The organism is Mycobacterium canetti CIPT 140010059 (assembly GCF_000253375.1).
In the GTDB taxonomy this organism is placed as follows: Bacteria; Actinomycetota; Actinomycetes; order Mycobacteriales; family Mycobacteriaceae; genus Mycobacterium; species Mycobacterium tuberculosis.
Genome location: NC_015848.1, coordinates 2,714,773 through 2,734,490 on the forward strand (window position 1 = coordinate 2,714,773; position 19,718 = coordinate 2,734,490).

Below are 19,718 nucleotides of genomic sequence, written 5' to 3' on the forward strand. Positions count from 1 at the left end.
TCAAACTACCGGTGCACGCGCCGGGCAAGTCTGTGTCGTAGCTGTGAGCGAGCGGTCAGTCCTCGGCCATGGCGTCACGCAGGCTCTTCGGCCGCAGATCGGTCCAGTTCTTTTCCACGTAGTCCAGGCAGGCGGCACGGCTGGCTTCGCCGTGCACCACGCGCCAGCCGGCCGGGATATCGGCGAACACCGGCCACAGGCTGTGCTGGTCTTCGTCGTTGACCAGCACGAAGAATGCGCCGTTGTCGTCATCGAAAGGATTGGTGCTCACCGCTTCTCCTTGTGTCGTTGTGTTTGGTCGGCGTAAAGATGCCGGCGCCGAGCACCCGGTCCGACAACAAGCCGAGGCAGCTCAGGTTGGGGAACCCGGGCCCCTGGGTGAGTCCGGACAGGGTGGGCAGGAACAGCTTGGGCGTGACGTCGGTGACTGCCAAGTCGTAGCCGATCGCTTCCTGCAGGCGGTCGGCGGTCAGCGGTCCACCCAGTCCCAGCTCGAGCAGGTCGAGGGTGTGCTGACTGAACAGTGAGGTGAACCACAGCGGATCGGCGCCCGAGCCGTCGATGACGAGATCGAATCCGTGCACGGTCTCGAAGTTCTCGCTGCCCCGGTTGGTGCTCAGCGTCAACCGGATCTGCCCCTGACGGCCCACCGCGTGGGCGACCCGGCCACGCAGATGATGGATGCGGTCATCGGCCAGCAGCGCTTCCTGCACGGTCGACGAGAACACTCCTCGGTCGGTGCGGGCCAGCGCGTCGCGCCGTTCGTCGAACGTCAAGGCCGCCCAGTCGGTCGGATCGGAAAACAGTGAGTTCTCGAAGAATCCCTCGCCGCGGGTGAACAGGGTTACCTGCGGGGAGATGACGGTGATGGTTGAGACCCGATGCCGGAACAGCTCGTTGAGCATCGATGCGGCCGTCTCTCCGCCACCGATCACCGCGACCCGCTCGGCGTTGATCCGGTCGTGGCCGGCGGCACGGTCCCAGAACTGTGCGATTGAGAGCACGCGCGGGTTTCCGGGCAGTAGCGACTTTTCAGCCTGGCCGGGCCCGGTGATCATCAACGCGTCGGCCTGCACGGTGGTCTCGTGGGTGCACAACGCCCAGCGGTCACCGGTGACGGCGAGCCGTTCGACCTCGCCGTGGATCACCTTGAGGCCAATGTGATCGGCCACCCAGGCTAGGTACTGACTCCACCTGCGATGGGTGGGCGCCGGGCGGCCCCGGTCGATCCATTCCGCGAACGACGCGGTGGCGATCAGATACGACTGCCAGCTGTAGCGGGTCATCCGCTCGTCCAATTCTGCGTTGCGCCGTGGCACCAGCGCCGACCGGTAGGGAAAACCGACATCCTTTTCTGGGCTGGTGCCCAGCCGGTGGGCTCCGTCGGTCCAGCCACCGCTGGCCTGCCAGTTGGCCCCGACCCCGATGCGTTCGACGGCGATCACGTCGGGCACGTCGACCCCCATGTCACGCAGCACGGATGCCTTGGCCGCGACCGCCACCGCCTTGGCTCCAGCGCCCAGGACCGCGAGCGTCGGATTCATGCTGTTATCTCCGCCAGCGCGCCCTGCCACAGTGATTGCAGCGTGGCGACGTCGTCGGCGGACAGGATGTCGGGCAGCGTGCGCCACCGCGTGGCTAGCACGGGAGCGTCGGCGGGCCCGAGGAGCGCCGCCAGCACCGTCAGTTCGTGGCGCACCGGCTGTTCGGGTTCAGGCAGTTGCCCCACCTCAGCCAGTAGTGCGCGGTCGACCGCCAGATCTCCCACCCCGACGTGCAGGCTACCCAGATAGTTCAGCAGCAGCTGGGGTTCGCGGTGGGCGCGTAGTCGCTCCGCGGTATCGGCGCGCAGGTACCGCAGCAGGCCGTAATCGATGCCGCTGCCGGGTATCCGCGCGAAGTCGGTCGCGCCGTCGCAGTGGATGCGCAGCGGATAGATCGCGCTGAGCAGCCCGACCGTGTCGCTGGTGTCGGCAGTCTTATCGACGTGGACGTCCGCGCGGCCATGCGTCTCCAACGCCAACAGCGGTGCTGGTGTTTGTTGACCGCGTTGCCGGCGCCAGGCGGTCACCATCCGCGCAGCGGCGGTAGCCAGCAGATCGGTCATCGGCCGTCCCGTCGAAAGCAGCCGCGCGGTCAGATCGGCGTCGGAGATCGACATGGTGATCGCTAGCTCACCAACCCGGTCGGTCTGCGGCGCCACCCTGCGGGCACCCAACGGCGGATCGGCGCCCTCGAGTTCGGCGACCCAGAAATCAACGCTATCCAGCGCCTTAGCCCGCTGCGCCAGCAGCCGCGACCACTGCCGGTAGCTGGTGTTCTCGCGCGCTGGGCTGGGCGCGCGCCCGGCCGCCAGCGCGTGCAGGCCGGCGTCGAGTTCACCCAGCACAATCCGCCAGGAGGCCGGGTCCATCGCCAGCACATGGGCGGTCAGCACCAGAACACCGGGCCCGTCGGGTTCGCGCAGCCACACCGCCGAGACCAGTCGGCCGGCCTGGGGGTCGAGACTCGCCAGCGCGCCAAGAGTCTGCTCGGCCACCGCGGTGACCAGTTCACCGCTGACCCAAACCTCGCTGAGAATGTCCGTTTTCGGTTGTGCGACAAGGGCCATCGCATCCCGGTCGAACCGGCACCGCAACACCTCGTGTCCGTCGACGACCGCGGCCAACACGGCATCCAGGCGTTCGCGGGTGATCCGGTCGGGCAACCTGATGACCTCGGTTTGTGCCAGCCGGCGCGGGTCGCCGTACTCGTAGAGCCAATGAGTGTTGGGTAGCACCGGGATCGGCTCGCCGGCATCGTTGGCCGGTGCCTGCCATGCGGCATCGGAGTCAATGGCCGCCGCGAGTTCACGGATGGTGTCGCACTCCACCATCAGCCTGGCCCGCAACGCAATCCCACGACGGCGCGCGGCCTGCACCACCGACAGCGCCACGATGCTGTCTAGACCCATCTGCAAAAAGCCCGCGGTGACATCGACGTTCGAGGTTTCCATGACATCGGCGAACGCCTCGGCCAGCACCAGCTCGGTCGGTGTCTGCGGCGGAGTTGCCGGTCCTTCGGTGACATTGATTGCCGCCAAAGCGTTTTCGTCGATCTTGCCGTGTGGAGTCAGCGGTAACTCGTCGAGGACGACGATATGGTGCGGGACTAGATAACGCGGCAACCGCTCTAGCAGCATCGCCCGCAATTCGGCCACCGGTGGCGGTTGTGGTCCGCCTGCCACATATGCCGTCAGCCGGGGGCCACTGGCATGGCCGCGGGCCGTCACATGGCAACCGTGCACCGCATGGTGGCCGTTGAGCACCGCGGCAATCTCACCCGGCTCGACGCGGAAACCGCGGATCTTCACCTGGTCATCGCTGCGCCCGAGGAACTCCAGTCCACCGTCGGGCAGGCGGCGCACCACATCTCCGGTGCGGTACATTCGGCTACCGCGCCCGTTTGGCTCAGCGACAAAGCGCGCCGCGGTCTCGGCCGGGCGGCCGAGGTAACCGCGGGTCAACTGGGCGCCCGCCAGATACAGCTCGCCGGCGACGCCATCGGGCACCGGCCGCAGCCAGGAGTCCATGACGTAGGCGCGGGTGGTGCAGGTTGGACGTCCGATGACCGGTCGCGCATGCTCAGGAACGGCGGCGACCACGGCTTCGACCGTGGTCTCGGTAGGCCCGTAGCAGTTGAAGGCCGTCATGGCCGTGCGCGCGCAGTTCTGCTGGATCATCCGCCACGTCGCGGCGCCCAAGGCTTCGCCGCCGAGCGCAAGCACCGCCAACGGCGCCCGGTCGAGCAGTCCAGCGTTGTGCAGCTGGGCGAACATCGACGGCGTGGTGTCAATCATGTCCAGACCGAATCGGTCGATCGCTTCGACCAGCGCCCCTGCGTCCCGCTGACGATGGTCGTCGACAATGTGCACCGCGTGGCCGTCAAGCAGTGCGACCAACGGCTGCCACGCCGCGTCGAAGGTGAACGACCAGGCATGCGCGATTCGCAGCGGGCGCCCGAGCCGCTGGGCCGCCGGCCGCAACACGCGCTCGATGTGGTCGTCGGCGTAGGCCGACAGCGCCCGATGGGTGCCGATGACCCCTTTCGGGGTACCGGTGGTGCCGGAGGTGAAAATCACGTAGGCCGCCTGGTCCACCGGCACCGTGATGGCACGGTCGTCCTCGAGTATGTCGGCGCCAACCGAAGCGGCGAACACGCCCTCATCGATGACCACCGGAGCCGATGTCTGGCGCAAGATCTCGGCGACACGCTCACCGGGCATTGCCGGGTCCAGCGGCACGATCATGCCACCCGCCTTGAGGACCGCCAGCATGGCGGCCACGTAGCGCGGACCACGGGACAGCGCGACGGCCACCGGGGTCTCGCGACTCACGTCCGCGCGGCGCAGCCCAGTGGCCAGCCGGTCGGCCAATGCATCCAGCTCCCGGTACGTCAGCTGACCATCCGCCCAACTGACCGCCACCGAGTCAGGCTGTGCCGCAGCGATTTCGGCGAACCGGGTATGCACCGCGGGTGCCGACGTCGTCACATCCGGCAGGCCGGGTGCGGTCGGATCGTGCTCGCCGTCCAGCAGAATGTCGACGTCGCGCAGCGGCCGATCCCACCGGCTGACCAAGCGCTGTAACACAGCCAGCACCCGCCTGCCGAGGCTTTCGGGCGCCATCGTGCCCAGCGCACCGTCGAGCACCTCCACTAGCAGCGTGAGCTCACCGGTACTGCGGTGCGCGGCGACGGTCACCGGAAAGTGCGACAAACTCTCTAGCGCCACCGGACGGAACGTCACCCCGTTTGCGACGAACTCCGCGGTGCCCACCACCTCGCCGGGCGGGAAGTTCTCATACACCAGTAGGGTGTCGAACATCTCACCGATACCGGCGATGGCACGAAACTCGTTGAAACCGAGATAGCTGTGGTCGCGCAACATGGCGAATTGACGTTGTAGGACAGCGCATTGCCCGCCGACGGTAGCGCGGGCGTCCAGGCGGACCCGCAGTGGCACCGTATTGATGAACAGGCCGATCATCGTTTCCACGCCGGACAGTTCGCTGGGCCTGCCGGACACCGTCACACCGAACGTCACATCGCCACGACCGGTGAATGCTGAAAGCGTGGTAGCCCAAGCCATTTGAACAAGTGTGCTGATCGTGACGCCACGGGTGCGGGCGGCATCGGCCAGCTCCGCGGTGGCTTCACGGTCAAGGCGCACTTCGGTGCGTCCCGGAATACCCGGCTGCACAGGAGTGTCGGCGAGTGCCGGCGATAACAGAGTCGGGCCGTCCAGGCCATTGAGGTGGTCCGCCCACATTGCGCGGCTAGCCGTCTGATCGCGGCCGGCCAGCCAGCCGATGTAGTCGCGATACGGCCGCGGCGCTGCCGGCAACGCGGCGACGTGACCACCAGCCCGATACAAGGCGAGCAGCTCGGAGACGAACAGCGGCAACGACCATCCGTCGATGACGATGTGGTGCGCGACGATGACCAGATGCCAACATTCGTCCGGTAGTTCGATGAGCAGGAACCGGATGAGTGGTCCGCGGCCGACGTCGAAGCGGCGCCGGCGCTCTTCGGCTGCCAGCGCCCCGACCTCACTGGGGTGGGCGCGCACGTGACGCCAAAGCACCTCGGCACTGGATGGTATTACCTGCACGGGCCGGCTCAGGTTCCCGTGTAGGAAGCTCGCCCGCAGGTTGGGGTGCCGGGTCAGCATCGCGGCAGCGCAGTCGCGAAGCAAGGCGATGTCGAGCGGGCCGGCCGCGTCGGCCGCCATCGCGATCACATACGGGTCGGCCTCTGCGGCCTCAGAGCCGGACTCCGCGGCGACCAGTGTCGCCCTAGAAAACAGTCCCTGTTGCAATGGGCTGAGCGCCATCACATCGTCGATGGCGCCCCGCGCGTCGGCTCGCGTCACGGCCACTGGTCCCATGACGCGGTCAGGGCCGACAGTTCGTCTGGGGAAAGCCCTGATGTGCTCATCGGCGCGTGATGCTTGTCGTCCGGCTCGGCCTCGACGTGAGGCTTGGCGTCGACCGCGGCGGCGAGCTCACACAAAACGGGATGCTCGAAAACCATCCGCGCGGTCAGCGGTATCCCGCCATCTCGAGCCCGGGCAGCCACCTGAGTCGCGAGGATGCTGTCGCCGCCGAGGTTGAAGAAGTCGTCGTAGCGTCCGACCTCCCTCACCTCGAGCACGTCGGCGAGGATGGCAGCCAGCGCGCGCTCGGTTTCGGTGTCGGCGGGCTCGGCCGGCACCGGTGCCGCCTGCGCCGTTGGCAGCCGTTCGATTTCGGCCAGCAGCTCCAGTTGGCCGTCGGCCTTCCACACTCCGCGCTCGCCGTTGCGGTAGAGCCGAGAACCCGGTTGCGCGGCGAACGGATCGGCAACGAATCGGGTCGCGGTCTCCGATGGCCGGGCCAACCGGGCACCGACGGCGGGACCGCCACCGTAATAAACGTCACCCACCACGCCTACCGGAACGGGCTTAAGTGCGTCGTCAAGCAGGTACACCCGGGCCGTTCCGGCGCCCGCATTGGACCGGTCCAAAATGCGCCGTCTGGCTTGCGCGCTGACCATCTCGACCTCGCGCAGCGGTTGGTCCGGACGGTCGGCGAACGCCTCGACGACACGGACTAGCCAGTCGGCGAAGCGTTGCGCGGTGGCGCGCTCATACAACTCGGTGCGGTAGATGACGTGGCCGCGGTACTCGTCGCCGCAGGCGAAGAAGTTGACCGATAGATCGGCTTGCGCGGCATCGAATGTCGGCTCCAGCACGCGCAACGTGGTGTCACCGTCGGGCCCGGTGTCGATGACGTGGTCTTGCGGCATTTGTTCGCGAACGTGCACAACAATGTCGAACAACGGATTGCGGGACAGCGACCGCTGGGGGTTGACCGCCTCCACCACCTGGTCGAACGGCAGGTCCTGATGTGCATACGCTGCCAGCGCCATCTGCCTGGTGCGCTGCAGCACCTCGCGCAGCGTGGGGTTCCCGCGCAGGTCGTTGCGCAACACCACGATGTTGATGAAGAACCCGATGAGCTGGTCCAGGTTGGCCTCGCTGCGACCGGCCACCGGGGCGCCGATGGGGACGTCTACCCCGCCGCCGGCCTTGTGTAACACCACCGCGACGGCGGCCTGTAGCAGCATGAACTCGGTGACACCGAGGTCTCGGCTCACGGCAGCCAATTTGTCGCGGATCGCGGCGCCGAGACGAAATTCGACCGAGTCACCGGCACCGCTGAGCAGGGCCGGGCGCGGGAAGTCCGGGCGCAGACCGGTTTCGCCTGCCAGGCCCCCCAGCTGGCGGATCCAGTAGTCGCGTTGCGGACCGACGATGCCCGCACCGTCGTCGAGTAGCGCCGACTGCCACACGCTGTAGTCGGCGTACTGCACCGGCAGCGGTGCCCACGACGGCCGTTGTCCGGTGCTGCGGGCCCGGTATGCGGTCAGCAGATCGGTGAACAACACCCCAGCCGACCAGTGGTCGCCGGCGATGTGATGCACCACCAGCGACAACACGGTCTGCTCCGGCGTGCTCAGCAGCGCCGCCCGGATCGGCCAGTCGGTTTCCAGGTCGAAAACGTAACCTCGCTCGTTGTTCAGTTCGGCTCGCAGCCAGGCGGCGTCGGACCCGGCGGCGCACCGCACCGGCACCTCGGCGGGCGGCTGGATGATCTGGTGTGGCACGCCGCCGATCTCGCGGTAGACGGTGCGCAGGATCTCGTGGCGTGCCACCACATCGGTGATGGCCGCCGCGAACGCGTTGGTGTCGCAGGGCCCATGCAATGCCGCGGCGAAGGGAATGTTGTTGACGGCGTTGGGCCCGTCGAAGCGATAGTTGAACCAGCTACGCATTTGAGACGACGACAATCGCACTGGCCCGTCATGATCCACCCGGGTCAGCCGCGGCCTCGCCGAATCCGAATCCAACGTATCGATGTGTCCGGCCAACGCGGTCACCGTGGCGAATTCGAAGATCTCCCGCACACCGACATCGACGCCGAACGCGTTGCGCACGGCCGCAACGAGTTTGGTTGCCAGCAGCGAGTGACCGCCGAGGTCGAAGAACGAGTCGTCAGCACCCACTCGGTCGCGGCCGAGCAGCTCACCGAACAGTTGGGCAAGGCGCCGCTCGGTGGCGGTCTGCGGCGCGCGGAACTCGGTGTCCGACGCGATCTGCGGTTCCGGCAGCGCGGCGCGGTCGATTTTGCCATGCGCGGTGATCGGAATCTCATCCAGCACAACATAGGCCGCGGGCAGCATATATTCAGGCAGTGCCGCGGCCACCCGGGCGCGGATGCGGTCGAGATCGACGCCGACATCGGCGGGTCCGTCGCCGCCCGCGGCGGGTGTCACGTAGCCCACCAGACTCTTGCCCAGCCGCGGCAGGTCGCTAACCACCACAACGGCCTGCCCGACCGTAGGGTCGACCGCGATGGCCGCTGCTACGTCACCGAGTTCGATTCGGAATCCGCGAATCTTGACCTGCTCGTCGGCACGGCCCACGAACTCGATGTCACCGTCAGCATTGCGGCGCGCCAGATCCCCGGACCGGTACATGCGGGAACCGGGATTAAACGGGTCGGCAACGAATCGCTCCGCGGTCAGCCCGGCGCGGCGATGGTATCCGTATGCGACATGCGTCCCTCCAATATAGATCTCGCCGATCACACCGGTCGGCACCGGCTGCAACGAATCGTCGAGCAGGTGCATGGTGGTGTTGATCTTGGGCCGGCCGATGGGCACGATGCGGGTGCCCTGTGGGCCCACCACTTTAAACCGGCTGGCGTTGATCACGGTTTCGGTTGGACCGTAGAAGTTGTGCAGCAGCGCATCGAACGTCGCGTGGAACTTGTCGGCCACCTCACCGGGTAGCGGCTCCCCGCCGATGGGTACCCGCTGCAACGTCCGCCACTGGCTCACACCCGGCAGCGACAGGAACAGCCCGAGTAGGGACGGCACGAAATGCATTGCCGTGATGCCCTCGTCGCGCAACAGGGCGGTGAGATATCCAATGTCGGTGAGTCCCCCGGGGCGTGGTATCACCATCCGCGCGCCACAGGCCAGCGTGCCGAAGATCTCGGCGATCGAGACGTCGAAGCTGGGTGAGGCGACCTGCAGTAGCCGGTCGGTGTCGTCGACGTCGTATTCGCCCTTGAACCAGACGAAGTACTCGGCGACGGGGCGGTGTGGCACCGCGACACCTTTGGGCAATCCGGTGGTACCGGACGTGTAGATGAGATAGGCCGTGTTGTCTGGCCGTAGCGGCCGGATTCGATCGGCGTCGGTGGGGTCGTCGCTGCGGTATCCGGCCAGCTCACGTACTGGCGTGCGCAGCACCAGTTTCGCGTCGCAGTCGGCGAGGATGAAATCCAGCCGGTCTTGCGGGTAGCTGGGATCCACGGGCACATACACCGCCCCGGACTTGACCACCCCCAAGGCCGTGACGATCAGGTCCGGCGATTTGTCAAGAAGTACCGCGACCCGGTCTTCGCTGCCTATCCCCTGCTCGATCAGCCAGTGCGCCAACCGGTTCGACGCCTCATTGAGGTCGTGGTAGGTGAAGTGTTGGCCCTCATACACCACGGCGGTGGCGTCGGGAGTCCGCGTGGTCTGCTCGTTCACCAGGTCCACGAGGGTTTTGACAGGGGTATCGAACCGCTCGCCGCGCGACACCTCGCGCAGCCTGGCGGCGTCGCGCTCATCCATCAGCGCCAGCCCCGACAACGTGTTGTCGGGGGCGGCCAGCGCATTGTCGAGCAGCACACCGAAGTGTCGAAGCATCTGCTTGGCCAGGGCGGGTTCCAGGATCTCCACCAGGTGTTCGGCCTCGACCAGCACACCCGCGCGGTCGAATTCGACCATGAAGCCCAACGGCAGCTGCGTGATGTTGCTGCGCAGGTCGTAGCGCTCGCACTCGATGCCTGGCGGGTTGAATCCGCCGCCGTCGGGCTCCCGGAAACCGAAGCTGACCCGGGTCATGCGCTCGGCACCGTGCCGGCGATCGGGGTTCAGTTCCCTTACCACGCGGTCGAGGTTGATCCGTTGGTGTGCGAACGCCCCGCTGGCGATGTCGCGGGTGGCGGTCAGCAACTCCCGGAAACTCATCGCCGATTGCGGTCGCAGCCGCATCGCTACCGTGTTGCCGAAATAGCCGATGGCATCTTCGGTTCCGGCGCCACGGTTGAGCACCGGAGCCGCCACGAGGAAGTCGTCACTGTGGGTGTAGCGATGCACCAGGGCACCGAACGCGGCCAGCAGCACCATGTAGGGAGTGCAACCGGTGTTCTTCGCCATCGTGGCCACCCGCGCAGCGGTGTCGGCGGGCAGCCGCAACGTGGCGCGCGCGGCACGCCAACTGGTCGGCACACACGTTCCGGCTGGGCCGGGAAGTTCCAGCGGCTCTGGCGGATCGGCCATGATCGCGCGCCAATAGTTGAGGTCGGCCTCGGTAGTGTCGGGTCCGGATGCGGCCGACGGACGGTGTTCTGGCCCCAGATCGGCCCCTAGGTCAGCTCGCGAGTACGCCTGGGTGAGATCGGTGAAGAACACCCGCCACGAACCATCATCCCAGGCGATGTGGTGGGCCACCAACAGCAGCACGTGTTCGTCGGCAGCCGTGCGCACCACCGTGATTCGCAATGGCGCGTCGCGGGAAAGCTCGAAGGGAGCGCAGAATTCGCGCTGAGCCAACACCTCCAGGCGCAGCCGCTGGGCGCGTTGGGACAGGTCCGTCAGGTCGTATTGTGTCCAGCCGGGGCGAAGATCCGCGTGCACGGTCGGCTGGGCGACTCCGTCGTCGCCGACAGGGTAGGTGGTACGCAGTATCCGATGGCGACGGGCGACGGCGTTGACTGCGTCGCGCAACCTGGCCGGATCGATGTCACCGGTGATGCGGTAGGACACACAGATGTTGAGTAACGCACCGCTGGGGTCGGCCATCTGCACGAACCACATCCGGGCCTGGCCGTCGGAGAGCCGATCGTCAGTGTGCGGGCCAATGTCCTGCGCAGCCGAGGACAGGCCGCGGTCGGCGAGCCTGCGACGCAGCAGCTCCAATCGGGCCTCGTCGAGGCGGGCGCCGATGTCGGCGGTATTAGTCACGCGAAATGTCCACTTTCTGTGCGGTGTGTGAGCGCTCGTCGGCATCTTCGAGTTTCGCGACAAGTCCATCACCGGTGATGTCGCCCATGAGCGTGGCCAGCGACACCGTCGCGCCGATTGATCGTTTGAGTCGGTTACGCAAGTCCAGTGCCAGCATGGAATCGACACCGAGATCGAACAGCGATTCCTGCAGGTTCACCTCGCCGGCCTGCGGGATCCCGAGCACGGCCGCCAATTGGGTGCGCACCGCGTCCACGATCGTCAGGTTGGGGTCGGTTGGACCCTCGTACCGTTCGAATTGCCTGCTGTCCAACAACATCTGCAACCGGGCCGCGTCGGCGGCGAACACTAGCGGGTCGACAGTGAATTCGTGCAGGCTCGCCTCGATCGCCTGCTGGGGCGCCATCTGGCGGAGTCCAGACCGCTCGACGCGGGCGATCGTAACCGCATCCGCGATTCCCCGAGCTGGTTCGCCGGCCTTGGGGGCCTGCCATAGGCCCCATTTCACCGCCACGCAGTGCCTGCCCTGGGCGCGCAGCTGGGCGGCCATCACGTCGAGCAGCCGGTTGGCCGCCGAGTACGCGACCACCCCGTGTCCACCCCACACCCCCATCACCGAGGAACACAGCAGGGTTCGCACATCCGGGCGCAGCGGCCACAGCTCGATCATCTGGGCCAGGCCGAGCACCTTGGCCGCGAAGTTGTCAACGACGGCGGCCGACGTCACCCCCGGTGCGGTACCAGAGATCACGCTGCCTGCCGCGTGCACGATCAACGAGGCGCCGACGCCACCGTATTCGGCTGCAATCGCTGACAACTGGGTGGGATCGGTGATATCGCACGGCGGCGACACGATCACGGTGCCATGTTGCTTTCTGAGCATGGCCACCGTCGCCTGATCCGCGGCGCGCCGGCTGAGCAGCACGATGCGCCGTGCGCCATGCTCGGCGAGATACCGCGCGTAGTGCATCCCGATGGCACCCGCGCCACCGGTGACGACGACATCGTCGAGCACGCCGGAGTCCAACGACCAGTTCGGGACGGCCGGGGCATCGGCGAGGGTTCGCTCGAACAGCGTGTACCCGTTTACCGAGCCGCGTAGCGCGGTCTCACCGAAGCCCCGCAGTACCGCCGTTATGACCGAGACGCCGAGGACCGGGTCCAAGTCCCACGACGGCAAGTCCAGGTGGCTGAAAGTCTGTTCGGGATGCTCGAATCCGATGCTTCGATGCATCGCGGCCAGCGCGGCCTGGCCGGCCGACGGCACCGCGTCCGCTGCGTCGACCTGCTCGGCGCCGACGGTGACCAGACATACCGATTGGCAACGGGCACCGATATGCATCGGATAGTCCAGCAAACCGGCCCCGACGAGGTCGGCGAGTGCACCGGCGGCCCGGACGGCGTCGGTGTGTTCGAAGTCGGGCGCGATCAACAGGATCAACTCGGCGTCCCGCGCAGCACTCAGCTCGGTATCGGGGTGCGAATCAATTGCTGCGCACAGTGTTTGAGCCAGCGCGCGGTGAGCACCGAGATCGAGCACTGCGAGGTGACGGTGCCGCCCAGCGACCGGTGTCGACGGCACCATCCGTTCCCAGCGCTCAACCGCAATGGTCAGTCCGGACACCGGCGGCAGCGGTTCGGGGTGCGCCCACATCGGCACCGCACGCATCGGCGCGTTCGGGAACCCGGACAGATCGACGTCGCCGTCGAGTGGGTCACCGCCCAGGTCACCCCACGGGTAGCCAGGGTCAGCGACCGCCGCGCTAACAATATTCGCCGACAACGCATCAACAAACCGCTCGCCACGACGTGCCGACCCGACCAGCACAGCGGGACCGTCCGGCAGGTTGGCGGCGCCCTCACAGTTCTGACCGATCGCAAACAACAGCGCGGGATGGGCCGATATCTCGATGAACGCCCGTGCTCCACAGCGGATTGCCGATTCGACAGCGCGGTCGAAACGCACCGTATGGCGCAGGTTTGCGTACCAGTAGTCGCCGAAAGTGGTGCCTGGCGCCACCACGTCGCCGGTGGTTCCGCCGATGAATTGCACTGGCGCTTCCATAAATTCGGAGTCAGGCAGCTGCTCGCATAATTCATCGCGGAGCGATTCGAGCACGCTGGTATGCACCGGGAAGCCCACGGTGATCCCGCGGGCGAAGTGACCGCTGGACCGGACTGTGTCAACGATGGCCGCTACCGCTTGGCGCTCACCGGACACGGCGACGGTCGAGGAGGCATTGACCACAGACAGTTCCAGCCAGCCGCCGGTGGTCGCGATCAGCGCGCTCGCGTCCTGTTCACCGATGCCCAGCGCCGCCACCGCATAGCGACCAGGCAAGCGGCCCACCACGTTGGCGCGGGCCGCCACCACGGCCACAGCATCCGACAAGGTGATACTTCCTGCGAGATAGGCCGCCGCTACTTCGCCGAGGCTATGACCGACTGTTAGATCGGGCAGCACACCGCAGGAACGCCATACCTCCGCCAGCGCAACGGCATGGACGAACTGCGCGCCTTCGATCTCGATCTCGCAGAACGCTTGCCGCTCATCGGTTCCGGGCGGGGCGATCAGGTATGGCAGCGGCGAGTCGACACCAGCGGCCGCAAATGCGGCGGCGCACGTGTCGGTCGCGGTCCGATAGGTCGGCAGCTCGCGGTAGGCGACGGCGCCCATGCCCGGCCAATGACCACCCTGGCCGGGAAAGACGAACGCCTGGCGCGGGGCCGAGCCCAACGACGACCGCGCGATGAGCGGATGCTCGCGTCCGGCGGCCAGCGCGCGCAAGCCCTCGGCGAGTTCCAGCCGGTCGGCGGCCCGAAGCACCGCCCGATGCCGACGGACCCGTCGGGTCTTGCGCAGCTGCCGAGCCACTTCGGTCACGGTCGTAGCCGGAAAGCGCTCGAGGTAGTCGGCGATGGCCCGAGCGTCCGGCCCGATCAGTTCCTCGGCATGGGCGCTGAGCAAAACCGCAACCCGCCCATCGGGCAGCTGTTTGGGGGCCATCACACCTCCCCACACTCGGGGCCACGCTCGGGCGCGGAAACGGTGTCCGGCATCGAAACGATCACGTGGCTATTGGTACCGCTCATCCCGAACGCGGACACCGCCGCGGTGCGCCATCCGTCAACGGCCCGCCACGGCGTGAGTTTGTCGGCCAGCCGCAGACCCTGTTTCTCCCAATCGATTTCGCGGCTGGGCTCGTCGACGTGCAGTGTCGGCGGGATCGCGGCGTGCTGGGCGGCCAGAATGACCTTCACAAGGCCCAGCCCGCCCGCCGCCGCCTGAGCATGCCCGATGTTTGACTTGACCGATCCCAACAGCGGCCCGCGTCCGGCCGGGGCGGTGCCGTAGCTGGCTGCCAGTGACCGCAATTCGGTGCGATCGCCGAGCCGGGTCGCGGTGCCGTGCCCTTCGACCATCCCGACATCGGCGGGCACAACTGCTGCCTGCGCGATGGCGCGCCGGAGCAGTCGCGTTTGCGCGTCGCCGCTGGGCGCGGTCAGCCCGTCGCTAAGTCCATCGGAGTTCAGGCAACTGGCACGCACCTCGGCGAGGACACGACGCCGGTCAGCGGTTGCCCGCGACCGGCGCTGCAGGAGGAACATGGCGGCGCCCTCTGCCCAGGCGGTTCCGCTGGCGTGCGCGCTGTAGGGCCGGCAGTGGCCGTCGTCGGATAGCGCGTGCTGCTTGGAGAACTCGACGAAATAGCCGGGCGTACCCATCACGCACACGCCGCCGGCGAGTGCCAGGTCGCAGTCGCCGGCCCGGATAGCTTGAACCGCGGTGTGAAAGGCCGCCAGCGCCGACGAACACGAGGTATCGACGGTCAGCGCCGGCCCGGCCAGGTCAAGGGTGTAGGCGATGCGCCCGGAGATGACACCCAGCGACGTCCCGGTGATCAGATGGCCACTGTGGTGGGAGAATTCGGTCAAAGCGGGACCGTATTCGAGCGCCGAGGCACCGACATAACAGCCCACATCGTGACCGGCCAGGTCATCGGGATTGATCCCGCTGTTCTCCAGGGTGCGCCATGCTACTCGCAGCCCCACCCGCTGCTGCGGGTCCATCGCCGTCGCCTCGCGCGGTGAGATGCGGAAGAACTCAGGATCGAATGTAGTTGCGCTGGAAAGGAATCCGCCAAGGTTGTGGATCGGTTTGAATCCGTTTCGACGCGACCCGTCGAACAGCTCGCGAAGTGCCCAACCTCGATCGGTGGGGAACGGTCCGAGTCCCTCGCGCTGTTCGGAGAGCAGTGTCCAGTAGTCGTCGGCGGTTTCGACACCACCGGGTGCCTCGATGGCCAGCCCGACGATGACGACCGGGTCGTTATCGGACATCGGCACTCACCATCCGGGCCACGGCGTCGAGGTGATCGTTGAGATAGAAGTGACCACCATCAAAGTGCGACAGCGTGAAGCGACCGGAGGTGTGAGTCTCCCAACTGGTCAACATCTCCCGGCTGATGCGGTGGTCGCGGTTGCCGCCGACCGCGTGGATGTTGGCGCGGATGCGCACGTCGGGTGGACATGAATAGCCGCTGAGGGCCCGATAGTCGGCCTTGACCGCCGGCACCAGCAGTTCAACGAATTCCTCGTCCTCGAGCAGCACGGGATCGGTGCCGCCAAGATCCACCATGTCGGCCAGGACGTCACGGTCGGCGGTCGGCAACGGTCCGGACGCGGCCACCGTCGACGGAGCCTGACCGGAGGAAGCCCACAGTGCACGTACCGGCACGCCATTGCGCTCGGCGAGGCGAGCGAACTCGAAGGCCACTATCGCTCCCATGCAATGGCCGAACAGCGTCAGCGGAGCCGTCAGGTGCCAGTCGCCCGCCTCGAACAGCTCGAGCGCCAGCGCCTCGATGCTGTCTGCCGCCGGGTGGCTGCGCCGGTCAGCCCGCTGCGGGTACTGCACCACGAACGTGTCAACGTCGTTGGCCACTAACGATTTTGCCAACCACCGGTAAGCCGCGGCAGCGCCGCCGGCGTGTGGAAACACCAGCACCGCGCCGGGCTTGTCAGTACCGGTGAACCGCTTCACCCACGGTTTGAAGGCTGGCTGTGCGGGCTGCTCGATCGGATCGAGCGCCGCCATCACGTCGGCACTTGTCATATTCGCGATTTCTAAGTACACCTCGGCGACCAGTTCGAGTCGGTCGGCGTTGGCTTCCCGACCGGTGAGCAACTGGGCCAACGCGGCAATGGTCCTGGCGGCAAACATGTCGGCGACCATCAGGCTCGGCGAATCCAGCCACCGCCGGATACCGGCGACGACCTGGGTCGCAAGCACGGAATCGCCGCCCAGGGCAAAGAAGTCGTCGTGCACGCCCACGGCATCGTTGGCACGGCCCAGGATGTCCGCGACGATGCGGCACAGTGCCCGCTGAAGCACCGTTCGCGGCGCCGCATAGGGTGCCGATCTGTCGCCAGACCGCTCGACCTCGGCGGCAAGCAGGGCGCCAACCTCCGCGCGGTCGATCTTGCCGCTGTCGGTAAAGGGGATGCGGTCTAGCAGCGTGACGTGGCGCGGAATCATGTGCGCGGGCACCAGATCGGCGAGCTGCTGTCGAATCGACTCCGCGGTCACGCCGGCATCGTCGACGCAGACCGCCGCGGCCAGCACATCGGACCCGCCAGGAAGCACGGTGGCCGCCGCCGCGTGCACACCGGGCAAGCGCTGCAGCGCGGCTTCGATCTCGCCGAGTTCGACGCGGTACCCGCTGATCTTGACGCGGTGATCGGCACGGCCGACGAACTCCAGGGTGCCGTCGTGCCAGTAGCGGGCCAGATCACCGGTGCGATACCAGGTGCGGCCGTCATGCTCGACGAAGCGCTCCGCGGTCAGCTCGGGACGGCCACGGTAACCCCGGGCGATTCCGCGACCGGACACCCACAACTCACCGGCCACCCAATCGGGGCAGTCGTCGCCGCTGTCGGCCACTACCCGGCAGGCGTTGTTGGGAAACGGGACGCCGTATGGCACCGAGGCCCAGTCCGGTGGCAGATTGGCCGCGTCCTGGACCTCGAAAATGGTTGCGTGGACCGCGGTTTCGGTGGCTCCACCCAACCCCGCGAACCGTGCGCTCGGCGCTTGCACCTGCAGGCGGCGGGCCAGGTCGGGACGCACCCAGTCGCCGCCGACGGCCACCGCTCGCAGCGACGACAGCCGGCCCCCGCCGACTTCGACCAGCATGTCCAACCAGCCCGGCATGAAATTCAACGCCGTGACCTCGTAAGTGTCGATAAGCCGGGCCCAGGCGTCGGGATCGCGGCGCTGCGCTTCGTCGACCGCCACGATCGCTCCGCCGGAGCGCAGGGCGGCGAAGATGTCCAGCACCGACATGTCGCACTCCAGCGTCGCCAGGGCAAGCCAGCGATCTGCGGCGCCTAGCTCGAAGTGCCGGATGAAGGTCTCCACGGTGTTCATCGCGGCGTCGTGCGCCACCTCGACACCCTTGGGTTCCCCGGTTGAGCCCGAGGTGAACAACACATAGGCGAGCGCGGTGGGATCGCTAGGCCCGGGCACGAATTCTGCCGGCGCGGCGGCAAGCACGTCAGCCAGCAACAGCGTCGGGACCGGCACCCGCACTTGGCATGGCGGGCCGCAAACGAGCGCTAAGTTGACCGAACCGGTCGCCAGGATGCGCTCCGCGCGGTCGCGGGGCTGGTCGACGCCGATCGGCAGATAGACCCCGCCGGCGGCCAAAATCCCCAGCACAGCCGCCACTTGTTCGCCCGTTTTCGGACCCAGCACCGCGACGGTGTCGCCGACTCGTAGGCCCGCAGCACGCAGCGCCGCGGCCACCGCCGATGCCTGGTCGCGCAGTTGGGCGTAGCTCAAGTCGCCGGAACTGGCGAACACCGCCGGCGCGTCGGGCTGCTGTTGGGCCTGGCGGAAAAACCCGTCGTGCAGCGCCTCGGTGCTGGGGGCGGCGGTGCGACCGTTCAGCGCCGCGCGCACCGCGCGTTGCGCGGCGGGTAGCGCGGACGGGCTCGGCGCATCCCAGGCGTCGTCCCCGGCGGCCAACCGGAGCAATTCGTCGACCTGGTGGGTGAACATGGCGTCGATGACGCCGGGTGCAAAGACCCCCTCGCGGACATCCCAGTTCACCAGCACACCGCCGTCGAACTCGGTGACCTGGGCGTCGAGCAGCACCTGGGGCCCCTGCGAAATGATCCATCCGGGTGTGCCGAATTGCTCGGTGACGTCCGGGCAGAAAAGGTCGCCGAGCCCCAGCGCGCTGGTGAATACCACCGGTGCCAGCACCTGGGTGCCACGGTGGCGGCTGAGGTCACGCAGCACAGACAGCCCGGGGTATGCACTGTGGCCTGCGGCGCTGCGCAGGGCTTCCTGCACCGCCTGCGCCCGCACCGCCGCCGTGCGCGCACCGGTCAGATCGACGTCGAGCAACAGCGAGGAGGTGAAGTCACCGACCAGCAGGTCGACGTCTGGATGCAGGGCCTGGCGACTGAACAACGGCAGGTTCAGCAGGAACCGCGACGACGCTGACCAACGCGCCAGCACGTTGGCAAAGGCCGCGGCCAGCGTCATCGCCGGGGTGATGCCGCGGGCCCGGGCTCGGGCGAACAACGCGTCGCGGGTCTGCGGGTCTAGCCAGTGCCAGCGCCGGGTGCTGCGGCGCCGGTCGCGTTCGCCGCCGGCCCGGGTAGGCAGCGCGGGCGGATCCGGCAGCTGCGGGATGCGCTGCGCCCACCAGTCCCGGTCGGCGTCGCGAACCGGTTGGGGCAGCGTCTCCTCCGCCTCGATAGCCTGCCGGTATTCCCGGTAGGTGTAGCCCAGTGCCGGCGGTTCACGGCCGTCATAGAGGGCCGCCAGGTCGGCCAGCAAGATGCGGTAGCTCATCGCGTCAGCGGCCTGCATGTCCAGGTCGACATGTAGGCGGGTGCGCTCCCCCGGTAATAACGTCAACGCAAGTTCGAATACCGCACCGTCGAGCTGCTGGTGCGATTTGGCGTCGCGGATCCCCGCCAACCGCTGATCGACGACATCCGGGGCCACGTGACGCAGGTCGGCAACACTGAGGGGAAAGTCGCGAGATCCCGCCGCCGGCGGGATGCGCTGGGTGCCGTCGGGCAAGAACTGCACCCGCAGCATCGGGTGCCGCAGCGCCAACCGGGTGGCCGCCGCGCGGAGCCTGTCCGGATCGACCCGGGCACCATCGAACTCGACGTAGAGGTGCCCAGCTACCCCGCCGAGCTGTTGGTGGTCGTGGCGGCCGACCCACATCGCGTGCTGCATCGGCGCCAGCGGGAAAGGCTCGCCTTCCTGGGATAACCCGGCATCCCCTGGTGCGGCAACTGCCGTGGGCGCGACGCCGGTGCCGGCGGACACCAGTTGGGACCAGGCCTCGATTGTGGGTGTGGCGGCCAGTGTGGCGAAGTCGACGGCGATGCCCTTCCGGCGCCAGCGCCCCACCAGCGACATCATCCGGATCGAGTCCAGGCCCTGACCAACGAGGTTGGCGCCGGGGTGCAGAGCATCGGCGCGGACACCGAGCAACTCTGCGACCTCGGCGCGAATGATCTCCGAGCACGCCGTAGCATGCACCACAAACCCTCCCCTGTTAGCACAGGCTGCCCTAATTTTAGTG

At 67.4% G+C, this 19,718-nt stretch carries 7 protein-coding genes; all 7 read right to left on the reverse strand.

The window, feature by feature from the left end; genetic code table 11:
- Nucleotides 1-55: 55 nt before the first annotated feature.
- Genes mbtH through mbtB form a run of 7 tightly spaced genes read right to left on the reverse strand, consistent with a single transcriptional unit; the run spans nucleotide 56 to nucleotide 19,678 of the window.
- The gene (gene mbtH / locus MCAN_RS12630) at nucleotides 56-271 is read right to left on the reverse strand and encodes a mycobactin NRPS accessory protein MbtH (protein ID WP_003412265.1); all 216 of its coding nucleotides are present in this window, start codon (nucleotides 269-271) and stop codon (nucleotides 56-58) included.
- A complete protein-coding gene (gene mbtG, locus MCAN_RS12635) occupies nucleotides 249-1,544 on the reverse strand; it encodes an NADPH-dependent L-lysine N(6)-monooxygenase MbtG (protein WP_014001243.1) in 1,296 nt (431 codons plus the stop codon). Before mbtG ends, mbtH begins: the two co-directional genes overlap by 23 nt.
- Nucleotides 1,541-5,911, reverse strand: coding sequence for a mycobactin non-ribosomal peptide synthetase MbtF (mbtF, locus tag MCAN_RS12640; protein ID WP_041180276.1), 4,371 nt, complete (start codon nucleotides 5,909-5,911; stop codon nucleotides 1,541-1,543). Before mbtF ends, mbtG begins: the two co-directional genes overlap by 4 nt.
- A complete protein-coding gene (gene mbtE, locus MCAN_RS12645; RefSeq protein WP_041180111.1) occupies nucleotides 5,908-11,103 on the reverse strand; it encodes a mycobactin non-ribosomal peptide synthetase MbtE in 5,196 nt (1,731 codons plus the stop codon). Before mbtE ends, mbtF begins: the two co-directional genes overlap by 4 nt.
- The gene (mbtD, locus tag MCAN_RS12650) at nucleotides 11,096-14,110 is read right to left on the reverse strand and encodes a mycobactin polyketide synthase MbtD (protein ID WP_014001246.1); all 3,015 of its coding nucleotides are present in this window, start codon (nucleotides 14,108-14,110) and stop codon (nucleotides 11,096-11,098) included. Before mbtD ends, mbtE begins: the two co-directional genes overlap by 8 nt.
- The gene (mbtC, locus tag MCAN_RS12655; RefSeq protein WP_003412278.1) at nucleotides 14,110-15,444 is read right to left on the reverse strand and encodes a polyketide synthetase MbtC; all 1,335 of its coding nucleotides are present in this window, start codon (nucleotides 15,442-15,444) and stop codon (nucleotides 14,110-14,112) included. The genes mbtD and mbtC overlap by 1 nt, the downstream gene beginning before the upstream one ends.
- Nucleotides 15,434-19,678, reverse strand: a complete 4,245-nt coding sequence (mbtB, locus tag MCAN_RS12660) for a phenyloxazoline synthase MbtB (protein WP_014001247.1) — start codon at nucleotides 19,676-19,678, stop codon at nucleotides 15,434-15,436. Before mbtB ends, mbtC begins: the two co-directional genes overlap by 11 nt.
- Between the last annotated feature and the right edge of the window lie 40 nt (nucleotides 19,679-19,718).

Bases quoted from the DNA above. Each gene is read 5' to 3' on its own strand.
- mbtG (WP_014001243.1), bottom strand. From the start codon at position 1,544: ATGAATCCGACGCTCGCGGTCCTGGGCGCTGGAGCCAAGGCGGTGGCG.
- mbtD (WP_014001246.1), bottom strand. From the start codon at position 14,110: ATGGCCCCCAAACAGCTGCCCGATGGGCGGGTTGCGGTTTTGCTCAGC.
- mbtC (WP_003412278.1), bottom strand. From the start codon at position 15,444: ATGTCCGATAACGACCCGGTCGTCATCGTCGGGCTGGCCATCGAGGCA.